The following is a 24,820-nucleotide window of genomic DNA, read 5'->3' as shown; positions in this document are numbered from 1 at the left end:
TGCCTGTTCTGACCAAGGTCACAAAGTCAGGCGACAAAAGCGTGAACCGGCTCACGACCGGACAAGAAATGTTTACGGCGAATCAGGCGGCTTGTTTGAAAGCGCGTTTGAGTGCCTGAGCCAGCACCCGCTCCAGCAATCGATCCTTGATTGAACCGGTTCCGGAAAGCCCGAGCACCTCAAGCCAGTGGTGAACCTGCGGCGGCAGTTTGCCCAAGGGTTTTAGTATGTCAAGAAGGGCGCCAGATCCGCTGGCCTGTAGCTCCTTCAGAGTTTTTGCGACCAGTAACTCTTCGTCGCTGAAATCCGTTCCGAAGGGGTATGCGGGAAGACTGTCGGTTTTACGCAGTTCACCGATCACCTGGGCAATTCGCGCTGGCGTGTTATCGCGGTACTGGGGTGGAATCGCATATTCGGGCTCGACCTTACCGTCGGCTACCGCCCTCGCCAGCAGATTGGGCTGGAAGCGGGAGTCCGCGATATTCAACAGCGCCTTGATCACTTCCCCGTCCGATTTTCCGCGCAGATCGGCAATACCGTATTCAGTCACCACCAGATCACGCAGATGACGCGGCACGGTGCAGGAACCGTACTCCCAAACAATATTCGACTCCGCATGCCCATTGCCTTCACGCACCGAGCGAATCATGATCACCGAGCGACCGGTCAGCAGCTGGTGGGCCATACTGACAAAATTAAACTGCCCACCGACACCGGAAAGCACCTGCCCGTTCTGCAAGGTATCCGAAACCACCGCACCGTTCAGCGTCACTTTCAGGCCGGTATTGATAAAGCGGGCATTGATACGCTGGGCTCGGTATAGACGTGGATTGAAGTCCAACTGATTGATTTTTTCGACGCTGGTCATGTCGATTTTTTTACGCAAATCATCCGGGAGCTGTCGCAAGCGCTCGTAAAAACCTGCGCTGCCGAGAAAGAATCCACCATGCAGCAGGCGCCCGTTTATCAGCCGCTCTCCCAAACACTGGCTGGCCAGCACTCGTCGCGAGTGGGGGTTCGCAACATTGGCGGCTACACTGGTGCTGTCGGGGGCTGTGATATAGCCATCGCGATAGCTACAGTGATTATTGAACAGCCCGTGATACTGCAGGATCGCGAAATCCTTACCGCGGATCTCTCTCACCCCTAACTCAGCCATTCCCAGCAGTACGTCTTCATCAAGTTTTTGCGGGTTACAACGGCCTTCGTTGATCAATTGCTGCAAGGCCCAGAAATCATACACTTCTCTTTTCAGGACACCCGCATCCCACAGATGCAGAAACCCCTCCACCAGCATTTCGGTCGCACCGTACAAACCGGTCTTAAAGGGGGCCGTACCACCGATTGTCTTGAGCATGTCGCGCTTGTCCGGCGTGAGAACACCGCTGCGAATCAGGGCATCTTTGTAACGTGCGTTATCTTTCTGTCGCAGGCAGAGGCCGTGAGCGACCGCGTCACCCATGCTCCCAATACCAATCTGCAAGGTACCGCCATCGGGAACCAGCGCACTGGCATGCAGGCCGATCAGAGCATCTACGCCACCTACCGGCTGCAATTTGGGAACACTGAACAGGCGGTGGTTATGGGGCTCGCCGCGCAGCAACAGATCGTAGAAAGCGGTGCTGACTTCCGCATCACCGCACATATACGGCAGTTCTTCATTGACCACCCCGACGCTGACAAACGGTCGGCCGGAATCACGCAATCGCTGACGCAGCTCAAGCGAAGTATCAGGGTTACAGCTCATGCTGAGCCTCGTCGATCCGCGATCGTCCCGGCTGGCAACCATTTGCAAAACCACATTGCAGCCGTTGTCGAAAACGTCCCGGGCCGCATGGGTGTAATTGGAGCTGATGTAGTGGTACTGGGCGTTGAAATTACCCAAGCGACTACCCGGCTGGAAAAAGAATTCTTTGATCGTGATATTCGAAGACAGAGAACCGCTATCCAGATCCGCAACATAATCAAGGTCGGGCACGCCATCGTAGACACGGTCGAGTACGGGCTTTAGAAAGCGGCCACGCAAATCGTCTGATACCGGCGGGCGGGCCAAACTGAGCGCTGTCAGCAAGGTGAGTTTAAGACTTCGATCCTGTTTGGCACGGGCATAGAGGGCGTTCACCATGGGCACAGGCTTGCCAAGCCCGAGCGGCAAGGCCACCACAAGATTCTTTCCCAGTTTTTCGATCAGACTGTCGACAACTCGGTCGGCGTCGGTATGCCAGTGCACCCGATGTGGGGACATAGATTAAAACCTTTCACTATGACCCCAACAGCATGTTAAATCAGACGCTATTCAGGCAGTTGAAATTGATCAACCTGACAGCTATCAGAGGGAATTTCGGGGTCAATGATACATTCGAAATAGGGTACGGTTTCATTGTAGCTACCGTCCAGCATTTTCATCAGTTGCTGGAAGGCGGTAACCATGACCGGATGAATGGGATCTTTTTCCGAGGCATGTCCCGCGAGGTTCAAGTAAGGGTCTACCGCACCAACTTGCAAGGTACCGGTTCCGGTTGAACCCGAATCCTGCCACGGATGCACACGAGTCACGGTGTAAAACTGCGTAGGGATAAGCGCGGTCGTTAAGGCCGAAGCCATTTGCCGCCCCTGGTTGTGCGGCACCAAGCCGTCGTTAACCGGATGGATAACCGTGGCGGCACGCAATCCGCCCGCTTTCATCGTTGCTGCGTGAAACATGGGCGAACGGCGCTGATAGGCAAAAGGACACTCTGCCGGTGAACCGCCATTGTCGCGCTCCATACCGTCAATTGCTTGTTTCGCTGTACCGTTGTTTACGGCTTGAAAGGCGGCCTGTGCCTCAGCATAGGTTTCCACAATGTTGCTGACCCCTTCGACGGTCAGCCAGTAATCGAACAGCGGCTCCTTCACATCTTTGAAGCGCCCCCCACTGGTCAGGTCGATAGACTCAGCAATGGCGGTTCCGGAGACCGCGCCGCCCATCGAAACCCCCATCAAATACACGGTTTCGATGGTCGGAAAGCGCTGCAGTACCGTCAGCGTTGCCGCGATGGTGTCGTGAGCACCATGCAAGGTTGGAAAGCCACCGTTATCGCGATAATTGGTACTGAGAAAGACGACGCTGCCCGGCTGATTCTGCAATCCTGCCGCGGCAAAGATCTGCCTACGCATGTGCGGCACCCAGGACTCGCCGGCGTCATGTCCGATGCCATGCGCAAAAACCACCAGACGGGTCGGACTGGGCTCGCTGCGGCGATAAACCAGATAGGCTTCCGGGATCTCAGCGTCAAAGACCTCACTCGGCTCACAGTGGGGTTCGAGTGCTGCCGCCAAGGTGTAGTCCGACAGTACGGCCCTTGAATCGTTTGCAAAGGATTCAACAACGACATCTGTGGTTCTTGTTGTGCCGGTATTGGTTGTGCTGCTGTCGTTACACGCGGAAAGCGCCAGACACAGAGCCATCAGGCCCATCGTTATTATTATTTTACGCATTGTTACTTCCATACTAACAGGCTGTTGGCACCATACCACAAGCCCCAACCGAGGAATGTACTCCCCACTCACATTGCCGTCAACTGCCCTCCCAGGCGAGCTGGGCAACACTCTTCAGAATCAATCTTACCAGCAAAGTCTGGCGGCTGACCCCGGTTTTATTAAAGACTGAGCGCAGATGGGTTCGGGCGGTATTGCGGCTGATACCCAGCGCCTGCGAGGCCTCGTCAAGGCTCAGGCCTTCGGCCAGCAGCAGTGACAGCTGGGCCTCGGTGGGGGTAAACCCAAACAGGCGGGTAATTACCTGCACCGGCGCTTCCGCCCCGAAATCCGGATCGCTGATAAAGATAGCCACCGTGGGTACCGAGCGCCCTTCCGACCACTCATTCATCGGCACCGGTCGCACTGCCACGCCAAGGTCAGCGTAGTCACCGTCGCGCTGGATGCGCATGGCCTCAATCACTGCCGGGCCACCGTGCTGCTGCTGTTTCAATACCAGCTCAATCAGCCGTTGCAGCTCTGAGGTTGTGGCCTCATCACCCACTTGAAGGTAGCCGTTTACCACATTCAGCTCTGGCTCCCGCGCCAGCAATTGCTCGGCCATGCGGTTGCAGGACAAGACCGCACCCTTTTCATCCAGCAGGATGGTCGCCAGCGACAACTGATCCACCGCACCGGCATAGAGCGCGCGCTCAGATTCAATCTTGTTAAGCCGAACGTGTATGCGAATCGCCCGCACCAGATGCTCGACAATTTCTGACATCAGCGCTTTGTCGTCATCGGTGAAACGCGGCGAGGCCTTGTCGCGGGTCACCCGCAGACCGCCTTCCATTTCACCGGGAATAGCCATGTCGACACCTAAGCTGTCATAGAGGCCCGCAGGCTCCATGCAGACCTTGTAGAGCTCGCTCTTTACCCACTCTTTTTCCGGGATCAACTCGAGCAGGGATTTCACTTCGCCGGGGGGAATATGCAGGAAGGGGTCCATGGCGAAGAAACTTTCCTGATAGCGGGAAATGCCCTCCAGACTGCCACCATCAATACGGAGCACGCCGCGATCACCACTGGAAGGTGGCTTCAGCACCAGCGTTGCAGAATTAGCGCCCATCAGGCTGCGCAGCTTGCCCAGAAACGACTGCCAGGGCTCCGCCTCTAGCGGCCCCTCGTAAATACTGGCAAGCAATTCACTAACTTCGGGATCTATGCGCATGCGATGTATTCTCCTTTGCTACATTATGACCAGTCACAAGCGGAATGGGAAACGTCATAAAGAGGTGGATAAATCTTCATTTAGCGCCACCTTTAGCCTGTGGCAGACTGCACTGCATATGAAACAGAGTGAGTCGAAGCGAACATGAGTACGGATGTGAAAATCGCCGTTGTTACCGGTGGGGCCAGCGGTATGGGCCGACGGACCGCACTGCGGCTGGCACAGCGCGGCGTCAAGGTTGCCATTCTGGATATGAATGAAGAAGCGCTGGCCAGCACCAGTTCAGAATCCGACAATCTCACGCCCTTTCGTTGCGATGTTTCGGATCTGAAACAGGTTCGAGGGGTGATCGAAAAAATTGAAACGAGCCTCGGCCCTATCGATCAACTGACTCACTGCGCCGCCATTATGCCGAGCGCACCCCTGATCGATATGCCCGCCGATCTGATCACCAAAATGATGGCGATTAACTACAACGGCACGGTTCACCTGACCAAAGTTGTGCTGCCGCTGATGCAGGCGCGCAAACGCGGCTTGATTGTGATTTACGGCTCAATCGCCGGCTATGTCATGGCACCAGAGCTCGGCGCTTACAATGCCACCAAGGCGGCAACGAATGCCTATGCCGAAGTACTGATTCACGAAAATCGGGGCAGCGGCGTCCACATTCTGGCGGTGAATCCACCCATGGTGAACACCCCCCTGATAGACCAGGCTGTGCAGACCAAAAATATTCGCGAATCGCGGGAGAAAGGCCGACTGGCGAGCCCGGACTTTATTGTGGATGAAGTGGAAAAGGCGATCGCCAAGGGCAAGGAATTTCTCTACCCCGGCGCGGAAGCCAAGATTCTGACCTGGTTGCGTCGCTTCTCGCCCGGCCTGTTGTGGCGGATTATCAAAGCATCTACCTGATCGGCTCAGCCGTAAACAAGTTCTCCATCACCGTTACGTGACGACGCCTCGATAAAGGGGGCCAAGACCCCTTCTACCCAAACCTGTAGTGCTCTCGCCCGACGCGGAGAGAGTTCCGTGCCCGGCAACACGCTGATTGGGTGACGCTGTCGATCAAACCAGAAGCCCCCGGTAGAACCTGAGAGCTCCGCCGATGCGGCCAGCCAGACAATCGTATCCGCGCCCATTTTGGCATCGCGCAGACGTGAAGACAGGGCTTTATTAAACGCCGGCAGAGACTTGGCAACCCCCGGTGTCGCCGCCCAACCCGGATGCATACTGTTACAGTCGATGCCCTCACACTTCCATTCCAGTGCATAGAGCTCGGTCAAGGTCACCAGGGCACGCTTGGCCTGAGCGTAGGCGCGAGAACCATCGAAACTGCGCTCTGACTGCATATCACCCAGATTGACGCCGCTAAGATACATGCCGCCGGAGGCGACATTAACCACGCGACCGCCATCGGCCAGTACCGGTGCCAACTTTCTCATCAACAACACCGGCGCAAGTAGGTTCACGGCTAGCGTGAGCTCATGACCCTCCTCGGTAACCTGCCGCTCCAAGGGCAGCACGCCGGCGTTATTAACCAATACATCAATACGGTCGTGTGAGGTCAGAATCTGATCTGCGACTCTTGATACCTCGGACAGCAACGATAGCTCGGCCTCAACAATCTCGACGTGGTCATCCGCTCTGCCGCTAAAATCCTGAATCTCTCGCGAGGCCTGCTCCAAGCGCTCACTGTTGCGCCCCACCAAAACGAGCTTCGCTCCGAGGCGCGAGAATTCACTTGCCGCCGCCAATCCCAGTCCTGAAGTCGGACCGGTAATCACCACGGTTTTTCCGTCCATAAACTGACTCAAACCTCTATTGGCCTGATTCAGGTATCCCCGCTCGGTAAAATCCAAGGCCGCCGGCAGGACCAAACGGTCTTTTAGATAGCTCCCTGCCCGCCAGCGAGGTGGTCTCGCCGGACGTTCCAGCGCAGCCTTGAGACCGTTCACCGCTTTTTTGCCAACTCGATTGAGCACCGGCATCATCGCCGGCCGCGCTAGCTGGGGGACATGTTTGAGGGTCAGGCGGGCTTCGTAGGTAATTTCCGTCAGTTCTGCTTCGATCGCGTTGAATGTCAGCGTATCGAGCGCATGGAGGGTTTTATTCACCCCCTCAAGCACCAGCGACTGCTCGTTTTCCGCCTCGAGCAAACGGTAAGTCATAGGGACCCGCTTGCCGGAAAGATTGAGTACCAGTTCAAATTCACTGCCCACCGCCACCGGACCCGGCGTGGATTTTTCAGCGCGGTAGACGCCGGGATCCCACTGCTCAATGGTGGAGAAATCCTTGAGGTAGCGGTAACAGTCGGTCAGGCTGCGACGAACAACGATAGTTTCCTTGAGAGTAACCTTCACGGTAGATGCCTCGCTCGATGTATGGGCCTGATACGCAGGTGCCTCGACGCCGGATCAATTTCGACCTTTTGCCACAAATAACAGGCACAAAAAAAGGAGCCGAAGCTCCTTTCTTATCAAGCCAACTGAATAATCAGTCGTCCGAGTTACCCTCGGATTCAGCCACTTCTTCTTTCTCGATCAATTCCTTGATAGAGAGTTTGATGCGGCCGCGCTGATCAACATCCAGAACTTTAACCTGAATGTCGTCACCTTCTTTCAGGTAGTCAGACACATTCTCGACACGCTCGTGAGCGATTTGAGAGATGTGTACCAGACCATCTTTGCCAGGCAGGATGGTAACGAAAGCACCGAAATCAACGATGCGAGACACCTTACCGGTATAAACCGCACCCACTTCGGCTTCCGCCGTGATCGCCAGAACGCGATCAACCGCGGCATCGCGAGACTCGGCATTGGCGCCGTAAATGCGCACGGTACCGTCGTCTTCGATATCCACCTGAGCTTCGGTTTCTTCACAGATGCTGCGAATGGTCGCACCACCTTTACCGATAATGTCACGGATCTTGTCGGTGTCGACTTTCAGCGTGGTCATGCTCGGGGCGTTGTTGGAAACGGTTTCGCGCGAGGCTTCCAGCACCTGGTTCATCTGACCCAGAATGTGCAAACGGGCCTGCTCGGCCTGCTCCAGCGCGATTTCCATGATCTTCTCGGTGATGCCTTCGATCTTGATATCCATCTGCAGGGCAGTGATACCGTTGGCCGTACCGGCTACTTTGAAGTCCATGTCGCCCAGGTGATCTTCGTCACCCAGGATGTCGGTCAGAACCGCGAAGCGCTCACCTTCCTTGACCAGACCCATAGCGATACCGGCTACCGGTGCCTTCAGCGGTACACCAGCGTCCATCATGGACAGACTGCCTACGCAGACAGAGGCCATAGAGCTGGAACCGTTGGATTCGGTGATCTCGGAAACCACACGGATGGTGTAGGGAAATTCTTCAGCAGTCGGCAGAACCGCAGCCAGACCGCGACGGGCCAGACGACCGTGACCGATCTCACGACGGCCAGTACCACCCATACGACCACACTCACCTACCGAGTAGGGAGGGAAGTTGTAGTGCAGCATGAAGTTGTCTTTGCGCTCGCCTTCCAGAGCATCGATCAGCTGTGCATCACGGGTGGTGCCCAGCGTGGTCACACCAATCGCCTGGGTTTCACCGCGGGTGAACAGTGACGAACCGTGTGCCTTGGGCAGTACGCCAACCTCAACAGAAATCGGGCGAACAGTGCGATTGTCACGACCGTCGATACGGGCTTCGCCGTTCAGGATGCGCTGGCGAACAATGTTCTTTTCCAGCTTACCAAATACACCGGCAACCTCATCGGCGCTGAATTCACTGCCTTCACCGGCCAGTGTCGCAACGGCTTGATCGCGCAGTTCGCTGACCTTGCCGTAACGCTCCATCTTATCGGTGATGCGGTAGGCATCGCCCAGGGCCGCTTTGTAACCCTCGGCAACCGCAGCCATCAGCGCAGTGTTTTCTTCCGGCGCAGACCACTCCCACTTGGGCTTGCCAGCTTCAGCAGCCAGCTCGTTGATCACCTTGATAACCGCCTGCATTTCCTGGTGGGCGTACAGTACCGCACCCAGCATCTGGTCTTCGGTCAGCTCGGAGGCTTCGGATTCAACCATCAGTACCGCTTGCTCGGTACCGGCAACAACCATGTTCAGCTCGCTGCTTTCCAGCTCGGAATAGGTCGGGTTCAGGAAGTAGCCCTTGTCGGCGTTGTAGCCAACACGCGCACCGCCGATCGGACCGGCGAAAGGAATGCCGGAGATCGCCAGAGCGGCAGAGGTACCGATCATCGCTGCAATATCGGGATCAACGTCTTTTTCAGACGACATAACGGTACAGACAACCTGTACTTCGTTTTTGAAACCGTTGGGGAACAGCGGGCGGATGGGACGGTCGATCAGACGCGAGGTCAGGGTTTCTTTTTCAGAAGGACGGCCTTCACGCTTGAAGAAGCCACCGGGGATTTTACCGGCTGAATAAGTACGTTCCTGATAGTGCACAGACAGGGGGAAAAAGTCCTGTCCCTCTTTGGCTGTTTTGGCACCAACGACGGTACACAAAACCGATACATCGTCCATCGACACCAGTACAGCACCGGTCGCCTGACGGGCGATACGGCCTGTTTCGAGAGTGACCTGATGGCCACCCCACTGGAATGTTTTACGAACGGGATTTATCACTCAGTTTTCCTCCATTGAGGTCTTATAAATGTATTGGGGCCGAAACCGGCCCCAATCACACTATGCTTTGTATTAACGACGCAAGCCGAGACGTCCGATCAGGGTGGTGTAACGCCCTGCATCTTTCTTCTTCAGGTAGTCCAGCAGTTTACGACGCTGGTTAACCATCCGGATAAGTCCACGACGTGAGTGGTGGTCTTTACCGTTTGCTTCGAAGTGGCCTTGGAGTTTGTTGATGTTGACTGTCAGCAGGGCAACCTGTACTTCGGGGGAGCCGGTGTCAGTCTCAGACTGTTGGTACTCTTTTACGACTTGAGCTTTCTCTTGGGCAGACAATGCCATTGTACTTTCCTCATTCACTATGAATATGCGTGAGCGACACTGCTTTTTATAGGTTGCAGACCACTCTCGGATCGAGCCTGCCCGTGCATATTTACAGACAGGTTCGTTTTGCCCTCGGCACCGTGCCTAGACGGAGCCTCAGACTAGCCGCCTATTGTCGCACATTCGAAACCAAACGGCGAGGGGCGATGCGCCCGTCGCTGAGGATTTCGCCGACGCCAACAAACTGGCCAGATTGGAGTTTCAGCCCCACCAGTCCCTCAGTGGGCGCATTGGGCACCTGCACCGGCTGGCCCTGCAGCAGGTAGTAGCCGGTAGTATCGCCAAGCTCGATCATGGGCAGCTGATGCAGCGCCAGATCAATCGGCAGCAGCAGCGCATCCAGACCGGGGAAATCATTGGCATCGCGCAGCACCTGCAGAGAATCCAGCGTCACCGCCTGATCCAGGGAAAAGGGTCCGGCGCCGGTGCGTCTCAGCATGGCCACATGGCCACCAACCCCGAGCACCTTGCCCAGGTCTTCGGCCAGCGAACGGATATAGGTGCCCTTGCTGCAACGCACACTGATATCCACTTCGGCCTGCTTACCGGGGCGGAAAGCTTTGATTTCAAGGGCGTAAACCGTAATCCGGCGCGCCTTGCGCTCCACCTCAATGCCCTGACGAGCCAGTTCATAGAGTGGCTTGCCATCTTTTTTCAGGGCCGAATACATGGAGGGCACCTGGTCGATTTCGCCGATAAAGGCCTGCGCCGCGGTGCGAACCTGATCCTCGGTCACCTCGGAGGCATCGATCTCAGCGGTGATCTCACCTTCCGCATCACCGGTCTCGGTAGTTACCCCGAGCACAACGGTGGCGTCGTAGGCCTTGTCGGCATCGAGCAGATACTGGGAAAACTTGGTGGCTTCGCCAAAGCAAACGGGTAAAACGCCGGTGGCGAGCGGATCGAGGCTGCCGGTATGTCCAGCCTTGGCGGCATTGAATATGGCGCGGGCAACCTGCAGGGCACCGTTGGAACTGCGACCGGCAGGTTTATCCAATATCAGAATGCCATCCACTGGACGGCCGCGACGCTTACGACCCACGCAACTTACTCCGAGTCGTCTTTACTGCGCTGACGGTCTTTGGCGACCGCGTTGTCGATCAGACGGGACATGTATTCACCCCGGCGCACACTGCTGTCGTAGACAAACTTGAGCGCGGGTGTGGTGCGGGCATTGTGACTCTTGGCAACCTTGCTGCGCAGGAAACCGGCGGCACGATTGAGCACCTTGAGAGACTCTTTTGCTTCCTCTTCGGTGTCTTTGCCCATGACGGTGACAAATACGCGAGCGTGGGACAGGTCGCGACTGACTTCAACATCAGTAATCGACACCATGCCCACACGCGGATCGCGTATCTGGAATTGAATCAGGCTGCCGAGCTCCTTTTTCAGAAAGTCGGCAACCCTTTGGGTACGGCTGAAATCGCTCACACGTTCTCCCTTTTACAGAGTACGGGCAACTTCTTTCACCTGATAGACCTCGATCTGGTCGCCTGCTTTAACGTCGTTGTAGTTCTTCACGCCGATACCACACTCGAAGCCCTGACGAACTTCGCCGACGTCATCCTTGAAGCGGCGCAGAGATTCCAGCTCGCCTTCGTAGATAACCACGTTGTCGCGCAGCACCCGGATCGGGTTGTTGCGGTAGATGGTACCTTCGATAACCATACAGCCAGCAATAGCGCCCAGTTTCGGCGAGCGGAACACGTCGCGCACTTCGGCGATACCAACGATTTCTTCGCGCATTTCCGGTGACAGCAGGCCCGACAGCGCAGATTTCACATCGTCGATCAAGTCATAGATAACGCTGTAGTAGCGCAGGTCTACACCTTCATTTTCAGCCAGTTTGCGTGCGGATACATCAGCACGCACGTTGAAACCGAACATAACCGCGCCGGCGGTAATCGCCAGGTTGACGTCGGATTCGGTAATACCGCCCACGCCGCCAGAAACAACATTCACCTGAACTTCGTCGTTGCCCAGATCCACCAGAGAGGCCTGCAAGGCTTCCAGTGAACCGCGCACGTCGGCTTTCAATACGATATTGAGAGACTGACGGTCGGCGCCTTCGCCCATGCGATCGAACATGGAGTCGAGTTTCGCCGCCTGCTGACGCTTGAGCTTCTGATCGCGGTCTTTATGCGCACGGTAGTCAGCGACTTCGCGAGCACGCTTCTCGTTTTCGACGACAACAAAGCTGTCACCCGCATCCGGCGTGCCGTCGAGACCCAAGATCTCTACCGGAATAGACGGGCCAGCGGTATCAATTTGCTTGCCGGTCTCGTCGATCATGGCGCGCACACGGCCATAGAACTGGCCAGCCAGCACAATGTCACCCTTGCGCAGGGTGCCGCTCTGCACCAGAACCGAGGCAACCGTACCGCGACCTTTATCCAGACGCGATTCGATAACCAGACCCTGACCGGGAATATCGGCGGGAGCTTTCAGTTCCAGCAGCTCGGCTTGCAGCAGTACCGCTTCCAGCAGATCTTCGATGCCAAGACCGGTGTGCGCAGAAACTGGCACAAACTGGGTGTCACCACCCCAATCCTCGGGGATAACGTCTTTGGCAGACAGCTCGTTCTTGACGCGATCCGGATCGGCGCCTTCCTTGTCCATTTTGTTGACCGCAACCACCAACGGTACGCCGGCAGCGCGGGCGTGCAGAACCGCTTCTTCGGTCTGGGGCATCACGCCATCATCGGCTGCCACGACCAGAATAACGATGTCGGTACTCTTGGCACCGCGAGCACGCATAGCGGTAAAGGCCGCGTGTCCAGGGGTATCCAGGAAGGTCACCATGCCGCGCTCGGTTTCTACGTGGTAGGCACCGATATGCTGGGTAATACCACCGGCTTCGCCGCTGGCTACCTTGGTTTTTCGGATGTAATCCAGCAGTGAGGTTTTACCGTGGTCGACGTGACCCATCACCGTCACAACCGGCGCGCGGGGTTCGAGAGTACCCTCGCCGTGTGACAGCAGGGTCTCTTCCAGCGCTTCTTCCAACGCGTCGTCAGACACCAGCTTGGAGGTGTGGCCCATTTCCTCAACCACCAGCTGGGCGGTTTCCTGATCGATGGCCTGGTTGATGGTAGCCATCACGCCGAGCTTCATCAGCTCTTTGATAACTTCACCGGCCTTGATGCTCATACGCTGAGCAAGCTCCCCGACGGTAATCGTCTCGGGAATGGCAACTTCTTTGATAGCTTTCTCCGTAGGCGCCTGGAAGGCGTGGCGCTTGTGATCGTCGGGCAGTTTCAGGGTTTTCTTCTTGCCGCGACGGTAGCTGCCATCATCTTCCTCGAAGTCAGCGGTTACCGCGACGCGACCGCGACCTTTCGCCGCCGCTTTGCCACGCTTGCCACGCGGCTTGTCATCATCTTTTTCACGCCCGGTGGTGCGCAGGGCTTTTTTCGCCTTGACCTTGTTGTCGGCGTCTTTGTCTTTGTGTGGCTGGGCGGACTCTTTCTTCGCCTCTACAGCCTGCTGAGCAGCAATCGCCGCGCGCTCTTCTTCCTCGCGCTTGGCCTTTAACGCTGCCTCACGGCGTTCGTTTTCTTTAGCCTCTTCTTCCATACGGCGATGCGCGGCGCGCTGACGCAGGACTTCGGGGTCGATTTCGACCTTTTCCTTGGGCTTCGGCATGGCTTTCGGCGCCGGTTTTTCTTCAGCCGCCGGGGCTTCGGCTTCTTCCGCCTTGGCTTCAGGTTCAGCGGTCTGCTCCGCAGCTGCGGCTTTGGCAGCCTCTTCTGCAGCCGCCTTCTCAGCCGCTACACGCGAAGCCTCTTCTGCAGCCTGTTTCTCGGCTTCTGCCTTGGCTGCGGCTTCCGCCTTCGCTGCCTCTGCAGCCGCCTGTTCTGCATCGGCCTTGGCCGCAGCTTCCGCTTCCGCCGCCTCTTTGGCCAGCTCAGCCGGATCGCGCTTCACGTAGGTGCGTTTTTTCCGCACTTCCACGCTAACGGTTTTCTTGGCCGCGCCAGAACCGGTTTTCAGGGTGCTGAGCGTCTTGCGTTTCAGGGTGATTTTCTTGGGCGCCGCGGTCGATTCACCGTGACTGTTCTTGAGAAAAGCCAGCAGCACCTGCTTGTCATCGTCAGACACAATTTCGTCTGCAGCTTGATGATTCAAACCGGCTTCTTTCATCTGCTTGAGCAGACGGTCGACGGGCGTACCCACCACCTCTGCAAGCTGGCTTACCGTTACTTCAGCCATTCGTAATTCTCCCTTACTCCGTCCGACAGCGACCTAATCTCTCTACAGGCTCTTTACTTACTGGGCATCATCGGATGATTCTTCATCCGCAAACCACGGTGCCCGCGCTGTCATAATCAGTTGGGCAGCCTTCTCGCTGTCCATCCCCTCGATATCCAACAAATCTTCTACTGCCTGCTCCGCCAGATCTTCCATGGTGGCAATGCCCTGGCTTGCCAGCAGGAAGGCCAGGTGGCGATCCATACCGTCCATGTTGAGCAGATCGTCTGCCGGCTCTACCGCGTCGAGCTTTTCTTCGCTCGCAATGGCTTGAGTCAGCAGGGCATCCTTGGCCCGGGCGCGCAGTTCTTCGGCGATATCTTCATCGAAGCCTTCAATACCCAGCATTTCTTCCAGCGGCACATAAGCCACTTCTTCCAGTGTGGTGAAGCCTTCTTCTACCAGCACACCGGCAACGTCGTCATCGACGTCCAGTGCTTCCATGAACATTTCCATGACCTGGCCGGATTCTTGCTCGTGCTTCTCGGCCATGTCTTCAACGCTCATGACGTTGATTTCCCAGCCCGTCAGTTCACTGGCCAGACGCACGTTTTGACCGGCGCGACCAATGGCTTGAGCCAGGTTGTCTTCAGCCACACCGATATCCATGGTCTTGGCATCTTCATCAACAACGATTGACTCAACCTCTGCCGGTGACATGGCGTTGATAACCAACTGGGCGGGATTATCATCCCACAGCACAATATCAACGCGCTCGTTGCTCAGCTCGCCGGAAACAGCTTGCACACGCGCACCACGCATACCCACACAGGCGCCGACCGGATCAATACGACCGTCGTTTGTTTTTACTGCAATCTTGGCGCGTGAACCCGGATCGCGGGCGGCGGCGCGAATTTCGATGACCTGCTCGGAAATCTCCGGCACTTCAATCTTGAACAATTCAATCAGCATTTCCGGGCAGGCGCGGCTCAGCAGCAGCTGCGGGCCACGAGCATCGGCGCGCACTTCTTTCAGTACCGCGCGAACCCGGTCGTTGATGCGGAAAACTTCGCGACCAACCAGTTCTTCACGGGGCAGCAGGCCTTCGGCGTTGTTGCCGAGATCTACGATAATATTGTCGCGAGTCACTTTCTTTACAGTGCCGTTGATCAGCTCACCAACGCGGCCTTCGTACTGCTCGACCACTTGCGCTCGCTCGGCTTCACGAACTTTCTGAACAATAACCTGCTTGGCAGTCTGCGCGGCGATACGACCGAAACCAACATTCTCGATCTCTTCTTCGTACACGTCACCGGCTTTCAGAGCGGTATCTTTCTCGTGGGCTTCTTCCAACGTGAACTGGGTACCCAGCAGCGCCAACTCATCATCTGACACCACTTCCCAGCGGCGGAAGGTGCGGTAGTCGCCAGTCGCACGGTCAATCACGACATAAATATCGGACTCTTCGTCGTAGCGCTTTTTGGCAGCGGTCGCCAGAGCCTGCTCGATAGCTTCGAAAATAATGTCCCGCGAAACGCCTTTCTCATTCGAGACCGCTTCAGCTACCAGTAAGATTTCCTTGCTCATCCTTCCTCTATGCCTCGTCGACTGGCCGGCGCAAACCGGCGATTGACCAGAGCCCGCGCGTTTCAGTCAAACCGCGGAACAACATTCGCTTTTTCTATATCCACCAGCGGAAACAGGTATTCGTGGTCATCCACTAGAATCACCACATCGTCCTCTTCCACCCCAACCAGACGTCCTTTGAAATTGCGACGACCTTCGTAGTTCATACGCAGCTTGACCTTTATGGTCTCGCCAGCTGCTGCAGCGAATTGCGCCAGCGAAAACAGGGGGCGATCCATACCGGGAGAAGACACTTCCAGCCGATACTCGCCGGAAATCGGGTCTTCGACATCGAGCACTGCGCTGATTTGGCGGCTAACGCGGGCACAGTCGTCCACATTGATACCCTGCTCGGCATCAATATAGACCCGCAGCAGAGCGGAACGCCCCTGCGCCAGATACTCCAGACCCCAGAATTCATAACCGAGGGCGGTTACCGAGGGCTCGAGCATGTCCTGTAACTGTCGCGACTTTGCCGACAAATTTATGACCCACCAACAAAAAATGGGCACAAGGCCCACTAATCAAACTACTGTCTTGTAACTGTTTTTGCCGTCAGCAAAAGCGGTTACTAAAAAGCCCCTAAAGAGGGGCTTTCGACGTCCTTCCGGCAACCTGACTCCGTTACCGCAACTGCGTGGACTCGGGCAAGCTCAAAGCTGCCGATGCCACTTCAATCAAGACGCGGGATTATAGGCCTGTGCCCGCGTAGGGTCAAGGAATACCGGCGGTGGCGGGACCTTGAGGCCGCACTATTCCTGCTTGGGCCCGACCCACACTTGCTGGGCGTTTACAAAGGCATGAATCCCGTGCGGCCCCAACTCACGACCGTAGCCGGAGCGTTTGATGCCCCCACTCGGCAGCCGCGGATCGGTTTTCACCAACCCATTCACAACAACCTGTCCCGCCTCCAGCTTCAGCGACAGCATTTCACCGCGCCCCTGCTCAGTCCAGATACTCGCAGCTAGGCCGTAATCCGTGTCGTTGGCCAGGTCTACAGCAGCCTCAGCGGAATCGACCTTCATCACTACGGCCACAGGACCGAAGGTTTCCTCGCATGAGGCTGTCATTCCCGCCTTGACGTCGGTCAACAGGGTCACCGGATAAAAGTAGCCATCACCCTCGGGCAACTCGCCACCCATTTCCAGCGTAGCGCCCTGCTTGACGGTTTCGGAGACCTGCCGATGCAGGATGTCACGAAGATCCTCGCGCGCGATCGGGCCCACATCGGTGTCCTCACGCGACGGATCGCCCACTTTCAGTCTTTGCAGGCGCTCGCTCAATTTGCCCACAAATTCATAATAGACAGGAGCCTCAACAATGATCCGCTTGGCCGCTATACAACTCTGCCCCGCATTGATGATACGCGAGGTCGTAATGGCATCGGCGGCTGCATCGAGGTCAGCATCGCTGAGCACAATCGCCGGATCGGAACCACCCAACTCCAGCACTGCCGGTTTGATTTCAGACGCAGCCGCCGCCGCAACCTTGGCACCGGCGCGATCAGACCCGGTGAACGACACAGCCCGAATACGCTTGTCGCGGATCGCCGCCTCCACATCCGGGGTGGCCAGCGGCAGATTCTGAAAGACATCAGGCGGCGCCCCCACTGCCTCAAATACGCCGGCGATGGCCTCTGCGCAGGCCGGTACATGGGGGTCATGCTTCATCACGCAGGTATTGCCCGCCATCAGGGCCGGCGCACAAAATCGGAAAGCCAGCCAGAACGGCGCATTCCAGGGCAGAATGCCCAATACCGGGCCCAGCGGCAGATAGCGCACATAGCTATGGCTCGCATCGGACGCCAGCTCATCATTGGCCAGATAAGCTTCCGCGTGCTCGGCGTAGTGCTCGGCGCACCACGCCCCCTTGATCACCTCGGCCCGCGCCTCTTTGATGGGCTTACCCATTTCTTCCGTCATCAGCGGAGCTAGGCTTTCCACGTTATCACGCATGTGGGTGGCCACTTTGCGCAGCAGCTCAGCCCGCTCAGCAAAGCTGGTATGACGCCACTGCCGGTAGGCAGCCTCGGAACGCTCCATCGTGGCATCACATTCCTCTGCCGTCGCCGCCGGGTATTCCCGGATCTGCTGACCCGTTGCCGGGTTGATCACCTTCAGCATTCCTTGTCCTCCCTTCCTTTAACGTCCTCCTGCCCCTTCGCATCGCCGGCTAGCTTCAATTTTCGCGGCGCCTTGTCGGCCGCTTCGGCCACAGGCTTGCTCAGAAATTCTTCTTCAAAATTAAAGAAAGACTCACAACCCGTTGCGGTAATGCGGATGGTGTCGGAAATGCCGCAGGTTTTGTCACCGTCGACAGCCCACATCCACGGAATCAAATGGAAGGTCATCCCCTCCTCGAGCACGGTCGACTCGCCTTGCTTGAGACTGATGATGTAGCCCTCATCCCAGCTGGGAGGGAAGGCTATACCGATGGAATAGCCAGAACGGGTGACCAACCTCGCGCCCACATCGTTGTCGGTAATGATATTGCGCACCAGATTGTCGGCGTCCGACACCGTCAGGCCCGGTCGCATAGCCGCTTTGACTTCTTTCAAGGCCAACTTCATGCGGTCTTGCGCCTTTTCCATCGAGGGCGAAAGCTCGTCCAGCACCACCGTACGCATCATCGCGGTGTGATAGCGGCGAAAGCAGCCGCCCACCTCCAGAAACACATGCTCGCCGGCCTTCACTTCTCGCCCTTCCCAGGTCGCGTGACCAATGAGTGTTCGCGGCCCCGATGTTACATAGGGCATCACCGCCGGCGGCTCGCCACCGGCACGAAACATCGCTGCGGATATGGCGGCACCAATTTCATTTTCGGTCACGCCGGGCTGGCAAGCCTCGTAGCCCGCACGCATACCGGCTTCGGTTGCTCGCGCAGCCTTCTGCATGATTTCAATTTCATGCACAGATTTTTTAACCCGCCCCTGCTCGACGATGCCGAAACAGTCCAGCAGCTTGCCGTCGGTATAGGTGGTGTGAATGTAATCCTGATGATAAGCCGGGAAAAAATAGCTGTTCCGCTCATAGCCAATATACTTATTGGCCAGACCAAACTCGCGCAAACTCTGCACCAACATCTGAATAGCATCACCGGTATCCGGGTAGGGCCGGGTCAACTCCACCCAGGTTCGGGCGTGTACGTTGGACTCTTCCAATTGCCGGGTAATCATGAAGGGCTCGCCTTCGAGCGGCACCACCAGACACTGAAAGAAGGAATAGCCGGTCGTCTGATAATCAGTCAGATACATCAGGTTTTCCGGGTCGGTGATAACCACCGCATCCAGCAGTCGCTGAGACATACGCTGGCGCAGCTCGGTCAAGCGGCGCTCGTATTCCTCAAACGGAAACGTCATGTCATCGCGCTGTCTCATGCGGCAGCCTCCATGACACTGCTGACCGCATCCTCAAGAATTTTCAAACCTTCTTTCAGGTCAGCGTCGGGAATGGTGAGCGGCGGAATCAGTTTCAGCACACGACCACCACTGCCGCAGGGACCGAGCAGCAAACCGTGCTCAAAGCAGGCCGCGGCCATCTCTTTGGCCTTGCCACCGTCAACCACATCCAGCGCCTGCATCATGCCCTTACCGCGAACCGTAAAGCCCTGCCCGGCATATTGCTTCGCCAGCTTTTGCAAATGGTCCGCCATGAGCGCGCCCTTCTCCTTAACCTCTGTCATCAGGGCGTCGTCGTCAAAATAGGCAAGCGCTTCGCGACCAGAGACAAAGGAAAAACCCTGTCCACGGAAGGTCCCGGTATGCTCACCCGGCGACCAGTGCTGGTCGTATTCGGGTTTGATAAGGTTCATCGCCAGCGGGGTACCGAAACCGCCGATACCTTTTGCCAGACAGATGATATCCGGCGACAGATCCATCTCATCAAAACTGAAATAGGTCCCCGTACGGCCACAGCCGACCTGAATTTCGTCGACGATCAGCAGTGCACAGTTTTCGTGGGCAATGCGCTGAACTTCCTTCAACCAAGCTTCGCTCGCGACATTGACCCCACCCTCGGCCTGAATCACCTCGACAATATAAGCGGCTGGCGGGGTTACCCCGCTCGATGGATCGGCCAATGCGCGCTCATGCTCGGCCAGATTTTCCATCCCGCCGCCGGGCGCGTTTTCAAAAGGCAGACGAACCACATGATCCAGCGGCACCCCCGCCGCCTGACGGAAATAATCATTGGCTGTGCACGCCAGCGAACCGAGAGTCATGCCGTGAAAACCGTGACTGAAAGCCACGACGTGCTGCCGCTTGGTTACCCGACGGGCAAGCTTTAGCGCGGCTTCAACCGCATTGGTTCCGGTCGGCCCCATAAACTGCATTTTGTAGTTGAGCTTGCGCGGTTTAAGAATGGTATCGGCAAACTTTTCGATGAAATCGCGCTTTGCCGTGGTGTACATATCGAGGCTGTGGGCCACGCCATCGGACTCGATAAATTCAATAAGCGCTTTTTTCATTCGCTCATTGTTGTGTCCGAAGTTAAGCACCCCGGCGCCGGCAAAAAAATCAATGTAGGACTTGCCCTGCTCATCAACCTGACGCGCGTTGCTGGCAGATGCAAAAACGGTGGGGAAGCTGCGGCAATAACCGCGAATATTCGATTCCCATTGTTCAAAGGTTTTCATTTTCCGTTCTCCTCGACTGTAAAAAAAACGCGTGGCTTCAGGAATGGGCTCGCGACCCGTTGAAGATTCCTCAGGTAGTGTCTTTCTCTATCCCAACATGTTTGCCGGACGAGCGCAAAGCTCGACCGTTAGAGCGTGAAATTTTGCCAACTGTTAATTTTACCGGGAGTTAACGCTCTCAGCGGTTGACAGTGGGCATGGGCGCGCCGGCCAGATGCAGAAAAACCCGCGCGACATCGGGTATCAGCGCATCACGAAAATCGTAATGCGGATTGTGACAGGGATAATCCCCGGAAATACCATCGCCGGCGCCGATCAATGCAAAGGCACCGGGCACAGCATTAAGATAGTAGCTAAAATCTTCGGACGCCATAATCGGCACGGCAGTTTTTTCGCACTGCCAGTCATTGCCGAGTACATTACTAAGCGCCGTGCGCATTTCAGCCGCTTCATTAGTATGGTTGGTGGTAGCGCCGTATCGAGGAATCACCTTTACCTCGGCAGTCACGCCATAGGCGCTGGCTTGCGCAACCGCAATTTCGCGAATCAGATTTTCAACCTGTTCACGCATGTCTGAGGATTGCAGACGAATACTGCCTGCGAGGCGAGCTGTATCCGGAATGACGGTCTCGGCGCTGCGCGCATCAATGGAGGTAACGCTGACCACCGCAGCACTCTGTGCGGCAAGCCGCCGGGAAACAATCTGTTGTAAGGCCTGGGCAACCGCAGCAGCCGCCAGCACGGGATCACGACACAGTTCAGGCTGACTGGCATGACCACCTCGCCCGCGTAATTCCACCTGAAACGTGCCGTTGGCAGCCATCACTGCACCATCAGGACACACCGCTTTACCGGCGGGAATCGCCGGCCAGTTGTGCCAGCCAAACACAGCTTCGACACCCTCAAGCGCGCCTTCGTCGACCATCCGGCGAGCGCCGTGGCCGCCTTCTTCGGCGGGTTGAAATAGTAGAGTCACTGGGCCGGGCAGCTGATCCTCATGGGCACGCAACCACCATAGCGCAGCAAACAACGTAGCGGTATGACCGTCATGGCCACAGGCATGCATAAAACCTTCATTTTCAGACTGCCAGGGCACACCGCTGCACTCAGAAATTGGCAGCGCATCGATGTCCGCACGCAATGCGATATGACGTCCAGGTGCGTTGGGAGCAAGACAGGCGACCGTGCCGGTGTCGGCGCAGGCGCGCCAAGGAATAGTCAATTCATCGAGCAAATCGCGAATGGTTTTTGCGGTCTCAAATTCAGACCACGCAATTTCAGGGCGCCGATGCAAACGATGCCGAAGTTCTGTCGCCCGCTTGATAATCGCCTGCCAGTCCGCCTGCATTTACCGCTCCAGCCAAGTCCTGTTTCAATCTACTCAGGGTACAGCCTAGCACGACTGACTGAAACTTCGCGGTAATTTTCATCGGTCGGGCCGAAAACGCCTCAATATTCGCATCGGACTAATCCATCGCCAAAGCGCCGCGTACCGAAACAACTCGCTGCGGTTGAAATACCGGCGATGCCAGCGACCGGATCTCGCCCCCGCGCGCAAGAAACTGCTCGACCTGCTGTTGAATTTCCCTGCGCAATTGTTCGTGAGAGGTTTGCTGACGGCTGGGTGAGACAGTAAGTGCTGACATGACATGCATCCTCGCGTGTTGATTTGAGGCTGCCAGCGTAAGAACTTGAAATGACAAAACGGCGACATGCCTGTTACACAAATATGTCGCCGTTTCTGAGAGTGAATGTTTACCGAAATTCAGACTGCGGGCATGGCATCCGCCATTTCGCGCAGCTTGTTCTTTGCGACTTTATCCAGCGTCGCCCGCGGAAACTCATCCACAAAATACACGGCTCGCGGCACTTTGAAATCCGCCAGATTGGCTTTGCAGTGCTCGATAATCTGCTTGGCGAATGTGTCGTTATCCTCGGGAGCGCCAAAACCCTTGATCACAAAGGCAACCGGCACCATGTCGAGCATATCGTGCGACTTGGCGACCACCGCAATTTCGCCGATGCCACCCACTTGCATGCAGGTTTCCTCAACCTGTCGCGCAGACACATTTTCACCGCCAACTTTCAGCGCATCCTTGTCCCGGTCACAGAAATAGAAATGCCCTTCGTCACCTATCTTGACCATATCGCCGGTTTTGAACCAGCCATTTTCGGTAAAGGCTTTGGCATTGGCCTTGGGGTTGTTGTAATACTCAAGGAAGAGCTGCACACCGCGGGTGCCGTGAATCCAAAGCTCTCCGATTTCATCTTTTTCACAAAGCTGCCCGGTATCCGGGTTCACTACCGCAAAGCGGTAGCCGGGCGTCGGCTTACCGATGGAACCCTGAGGCCAAACCTGGGAGAAATCCGACCGGGTGGCATGAATCACGGTTTCGGTCATACCCCAGCAGGCCAGGATATCCATATTCAGCCAGCCTTTGATTTCGCTCCAGATAATGCCGAGGGCACCCACTTTCAGGGTATGTTCGGGCACCGGCTGAGCACCGATGGCCTTGAACACAAAGGGAATCAGCGACACATGGGTCACCTTGTGCTTGTTAACTACCTCCCAGAATCGGCTGGAAGAAAACTTTGGTTGCAGCACCACGGTACCGCCACACCCCAGCGTTGACCAAAATGCCCAGCTTTGCGCATTCACGTGGAAAAACGGCAGAAAGGCCAGATAAGTATCGTCACCCGTCATATTCAGGTTGAGTGGCCCCATGCGGCCGGCCCACAAGGCATTAGCGTGGGTATGCACTACGGCTTTCGGCAATGAGGTGGTACCGGAGGTAAACATAATGCCCGCGGGCAGCATGGGTTCGGCAGGACGAGAAGGGAGCTCTTCCGCTTTGCCGAACAGATCGGCAAAGGGCGTCAGGCCGTGATTCAATGACGCCGGCTCGGCAGCCTCGCCAGCGTTATCTTCCGTCACCGCAATCCAATCGACGTTTTTGGCGTTGTCGCGAATCTGATCAACAAACTTGGGCTGGGTAATCGCCGCCACAGCGCCGGTGTGATTGGCGAAATACTCAATCTCGCCCCCCACGCTGCGCGTGTTGGTGGTCACTGCCACAGCGCCGATCTTGGCGCAGGCATACCAGGCCAGCACCATTTCCGGGCAGTTTTCGGTATGGATTAGCACCTTGTCACCGAGACGGATGCCTTTCTGATAAAGGCCCGCCGCCAGTGCCGAGGTTTCCTGATCGAAGGCACTGTAGGTCCAGGTTTTGTCTTCTCCCGAGACCGGCTCCCAGATAAAAAACGGGTGATCCGGTTTGTGAGTCGCCCAGTGGCGCAGCAGCTGGGGAATGTCCTGATCGGCAAATTCGGTTTGCGCTGCCGCCACAGCCACGTCGAAATCGGTGCTCATGATGTCCTCGTTTTGAATAGAAGCAGTAAGTAGGCAGGGGAATCATGGTAGCCAAGGGGCTGAAAGCCGACCATGACGATTCTTGTCAAATTACTCAGCAGCAGTGAGCGCTAATGTCACTCTCGCCTGCGAACCTGATAAACTGCCGCCAATTGTTTTGAAGGTAAGCCCATGTCCACATCTCCCACCCTCGATCTCACCCTGGAATTGATTCGCCGCCAGTCTGTCACGCCCGAAGATGCCGATTGCCAACAGCTAATGATGGATCGCCTGAGCGCCATCGGCTTCCGCTGCTCTGAGGTGAACTTTGGCGAGGTCAAGAATTTCTGGGCGGTACGCGGAGAATCCGGCCCCCTGTTCTGCTTTGCCGGGCATACGGACGTGGTGCCCACTGGCCCTGCCGAAGAGTGGAGCAATCCACCCTTCGAACCCAAGATTATTGATGGCTATGTGCACGGTCGCGGCGCCGCTGATATGAAAGGCAGCCTCGCCGCCATGGTTACAGCCTGTGAAAAGTTTGTAGCCGACAACCCGAATCATTCCGGCCGCATCGCGTTTCTCATTACCAGCGACGAAGAAGGCCCCGCTGTTAACGGCACCGTAAAGGTTGTGGAGTGGCTACAACAGCAGGGCGAACATATCGATTACTGCCTAGTGGGTGAACCCTCCTCCACCGAGCTGGTTGGCGACATCATCAAAAACGGACGCCGCGGCTCGCTCGGTTGCCGAATGCTGGTTCACGGTGTTCAGGGTCATGTGGCCTACCCTCACCTCGCCAAAAACCCAGTTCACCTCGCAGCGCCTGCGCTGGCAGAGCTGGCCGCGACTGAATGGGATCAGGGCAACGATCATTTCCCCGCCACCAGTTTTCAGATTTCCAATATCAAGGCGGGTACCGGAGCAACCAATGTGATTCCGGGTACGATGGAAGTGATTTTCAACTTCCGTTTTTCCACGGAAACCACCGACGCAAAATTGCGCGAGCGCACGGAAGCGATTCTGGCGAAGCACGGTCTGGAGGTTGAACTGGACTGGAATCTAAGCGGCCAGCCCTTTCTGACCGCGGAAGGGGAACTGGTGAGCGCTACCCTGAAGGCGATCAACGCCGTGACCGGTCGCACAGGCAGCCTGTCGACCGCCGGTGGCACATCCGACGGCCGCTTTATTGCCCCCACCGGCAGTCAGGTCGTGGAACTGGGCCCGGTTAACGCCACTATCCACAAAGTGGATGAGTGCGCCAAAGCCTCGGACATCGAGCAGCTTTCGGACATCTATGCGGAAATTCTGAAAGAACTCTGCGGCTGAAC

19 protein-coding genes are annotated in these 24,820 nt (G+C 56.6%); 2 read left to right on the top strand and 17 right to left on the bottom strand.

Going from position 1 to position 24,820, the window contains the following annotated elements:
- Positions 1-82: 82 nt before the first annotated feature.
- The 3 genes from FHR99_RS11725 to FHR99_RS11715 form a co-directional block, all read right to left on the bottom strand.
- Positions 83-2,245, bottom strand: coding sequence for an acetyl-CoA hydrolase/transferase C-terminal domain-containing protein (locus FHR99_RS11725; protein WP_183410861.1), 2,163 nt, complete (start codon positions 2,243-2,245; stop codon positions 83-85).
- A 47-nt stretch (positions 2,246-2,292) separates the two neighbouring features.
- Positions 2,293-3,477 (bottom strand): alpha/beta hydrolase family protein, encoded by a 1,185-nt coding sequence (locus FHR99_RS11720; RefSeq protein WP_183410860.1) that lies wholly within the window; start codon positions 3,475-3,477, stop codon positions 2,293-2,295.
- Positions 3,478-3,556: 79 nt separating this feature from the next.
- Positions 3,557-4,687, bottom strand: a complete 1,131-nt coding sequence (locus tag FHR99_RS11715; protein WP_183410859.1) for a helix-turn-helix transcriptional regulator — start codon at positions 4,685-4,687, stop codon at positions 3,557-3,559.
- Positions 4,688-4,831: 144 nt separating this feature from the next.
- Here FHR99_RS11715 and FHR99_RS11710 point away from each other — a divergent pair, with 144 nt between their 5' ends.
- Complete coding sequence (locus FHR99_RS11710) at positions 4,832-5,599, top strand: SDR family NAD(P)-dependent oxidoreductase (protein ID WP_183410858.1); 768 nt, start codon at positions 4,832-4,834, stop codon at positions 5,597-5,599.
- 5 nt (positions 5,600-5,604) lie between these two features.
- Here the strand turns inward: FHR99_RS11710 and FHR99_RS16605 are convergent, their stop codons facing one another.
- The 14 genes from FHR99_RS16605 to FHR99_RS11640 all read right to left on the bottom strand — a co-directional run bounded on the left by FHR99_RS16605 (position 5,605) and on the right by FHR99_RS11640 (position 23,513).
- The gene (locus FHR99_RS16605) at positions 5,605-7,047 is read right to left on the bottom strand and encodes an SDR family NAD(P)-dependent oxidoreductase (RefSeq protein ID WP_183410857.1); all 1,443 of its coding nucleotides are present in this window, start codon (positions 7,045-7,047) and stop codon (positions 5,605-5,607) included.
- A gap of 133 nt (positions 7,048-7,180) precedes the next feature.
- Positions 7,181-9,304 (bottom strand): polyribonucleotide nucleotidyltransferase, encoded by a 2,124-nt coding sequence (gene pnp, locus FHR99_RS11700; protein ID WP_183410971.1) that lies wholly within the window; start codon positions 9,302-9,304, stop codon positions 7,181-7,183.
- Positions 9,305-9,379: 75 nt separating this feature from the next.
- Complete coding sequence (gene rpsO / locus FHR99_RS11695) at positions 9,380-9,649, bottom strand: 30S ribosomal protein S15 (RefSeq protein ID WP_183410856.1); 270 nt, start codon at positions 9,647-9,649, stop codon at positions 9,380-9,382.
- A gap of 151 nt (positions 9,650-9,800) precedes the next feature.
- Complete coding sequence (truB, locus tag FHR99_RS11690; protein WP_183410855.1) at positions 9,801-10,733, bottom strand: tRNA pseudouridine(55) synthase TruB; 933 nt, start codon at positions 10,731-10,733, stop codon at positions 9,801-9,803.
- A 5-nt stretch (positions 10,734-10,738) separates the two neighbouring features.
- Positions 10,739-11,122, bottom strand: a complete 384-nt coding sequence (gene rbfA / locus FHR99_RS11685; RefSeq protein ID WP_183410854.1) for a 30S ribosome-binding factor RbfA — start codon at positions 11,120-11,122, stop codon at positions 10,739-10,741.
- 12 nt (positions 11,123-11,134) lie between these two features.
- Positions 11,135-13,903, bottom strand: a complete 2,769-nt coding sequence (gene infB, locus FHR99_RS11680; protein WP_183410853.1) for a translation initiation factor IF-2 — start codon at positions 13,901-13,903, stop codon at positions 11,135-11,137.
- 57 nt (positions 13,904-13,960) lie between these two features.
- Positions 13,961-15,469 (bottom strand): transcription termination factor NusA, encoded by a 1,509-nt coding sequence (gene nusA, locus FHR99_RS11675; RefSeq protein ID WP_183410852.1) that lies wholly within the window; start codon positions 15,467-15,469, stop codon positions 13,961-13,963.
- A gap of 62 nt (positions 15,470-15,531) precedes the next feature.
- Positions 15,532-15,990, bottom strand: a complete 459-nt coding sequence (gene rimP / locus FHR99_RS11670) for a ribosome maturation factor RimP (RefSeq protein ID WP_183410851.1) — start codon at positions 15,988-15,990, stop codon at positions 15,532-15,534.
- A gap of 270 nt (positions 15,991-16,260) precedes the next feature.
- Positions 16,261-17,631 carry an NAD-dependent succinate-semialdehyde dehydrogenase gene (locus FHR99_RS11665; protein WP_183410850.1) on the bottom strand — a complete coding sequence of 457 codons (1,371 nt, stop codon included), beginning with the start codon at positions 17,629-17,631 and terminating at the stop codon, positions 16,261-16,263.
- Complete coding sequence (gene doeA / locus FHR99_RS11660) at positions 17,625-18,884, bottom strand: ectoine hydrolase (protein ID WP_183410849.1); 1,260 nt, start codon at positions 18,882-18,884, stop codon at positions 17,625-17,627. Before doeA ends, FHR99_RS11665 begins: the two co-directional genes overlap by 7 nt.
- The gene (gene ectB / locus FHR99_RS11655; protein ID WP_183410848.1) at positions 18,881-20,140 is read right to left on the bottom strand and encodes a diaminobutyrate--2-oxoglutarate transaminase; all 1,260 of its coding nucleotides are present in this window, start codon (positions 20,138-20,140) and stop codon (positions 18,881-18,883) included. Before ectB ends, doeA begins: the two co-directional genes overlap by 4 nt.
- Before the next feature lie 178 nt (positions 20,141-20,318).
- Positions 20,319-21,488 carry a N(2)-acetyl-L-2,4-diaminobutanoate deacetylase DoeB2 gene (doeB2, locus tag FHR99_RS11650; protein ID WP_183410847.1) on the bottom strand — a complete coding sequence of 390 codons (1,170 nt, stop codon included), beginning with the start codon at positions 21,486-21,488 and terminating at the stop codon, positions 20,319-20,321.
- Positions 21,489-21,606: 118 nt separating this feature from the next.
- Positions 21,607-21,786 carry a hypothetical protein gene (locus FHR99_RS11645; RefSeq protein ID WP_183410846.1) on the bottom strand — a complete coding sequence of 60 codons (180 nt, stop codon included), beginning with the start codon at positions 21,784-21,786 and terminating at the stop codon, positions 21,607-21,609.
- 119 nt (positions 21,787-21,905) lie between these two features.
- Entirely contained in the window at positions 21,906-23,513 is a 1,608-nt protein-coding gene (locus tag FHR99_RS11640; protein ID WP_183410845.1) for a class I adenylate-forming enzyme family protein, read from the bottom strand.
- Between the two features lie 171 nt (positions 23,514-23,684).
- Here FHR99_RS11640 and dapE point away from each other — a divergent pair, with 171 nt between their 5' ends.
- Entirely contained in the window at positions 23,685-24,818 is a 1,134-nt protein-coding gene (dapE, locus tag FHR99_RS11635; RefSeq protein WP_183410844.1) for a succinyl-diaminopimelate desuccinylase, read from the top strand.
- The last annotated feature ends 2 nt before the right edge of the window (positions 24,819-24,820 follow it).

This window comes from Litorivivens lipolytica (assembly GCF_014191715.1).
Classification (GTDB): Bacteria; Pseudomonadota; Gammaproteobacteria; order Pseudomonadales; family Spongiibacteraceae; genus Litorivivens; species Litorivivens lipolytica.
Note: the sequence above shows the minus strand (reverse complement) of the source record. Positions and strands in the feature narration are given on the sequence as shown.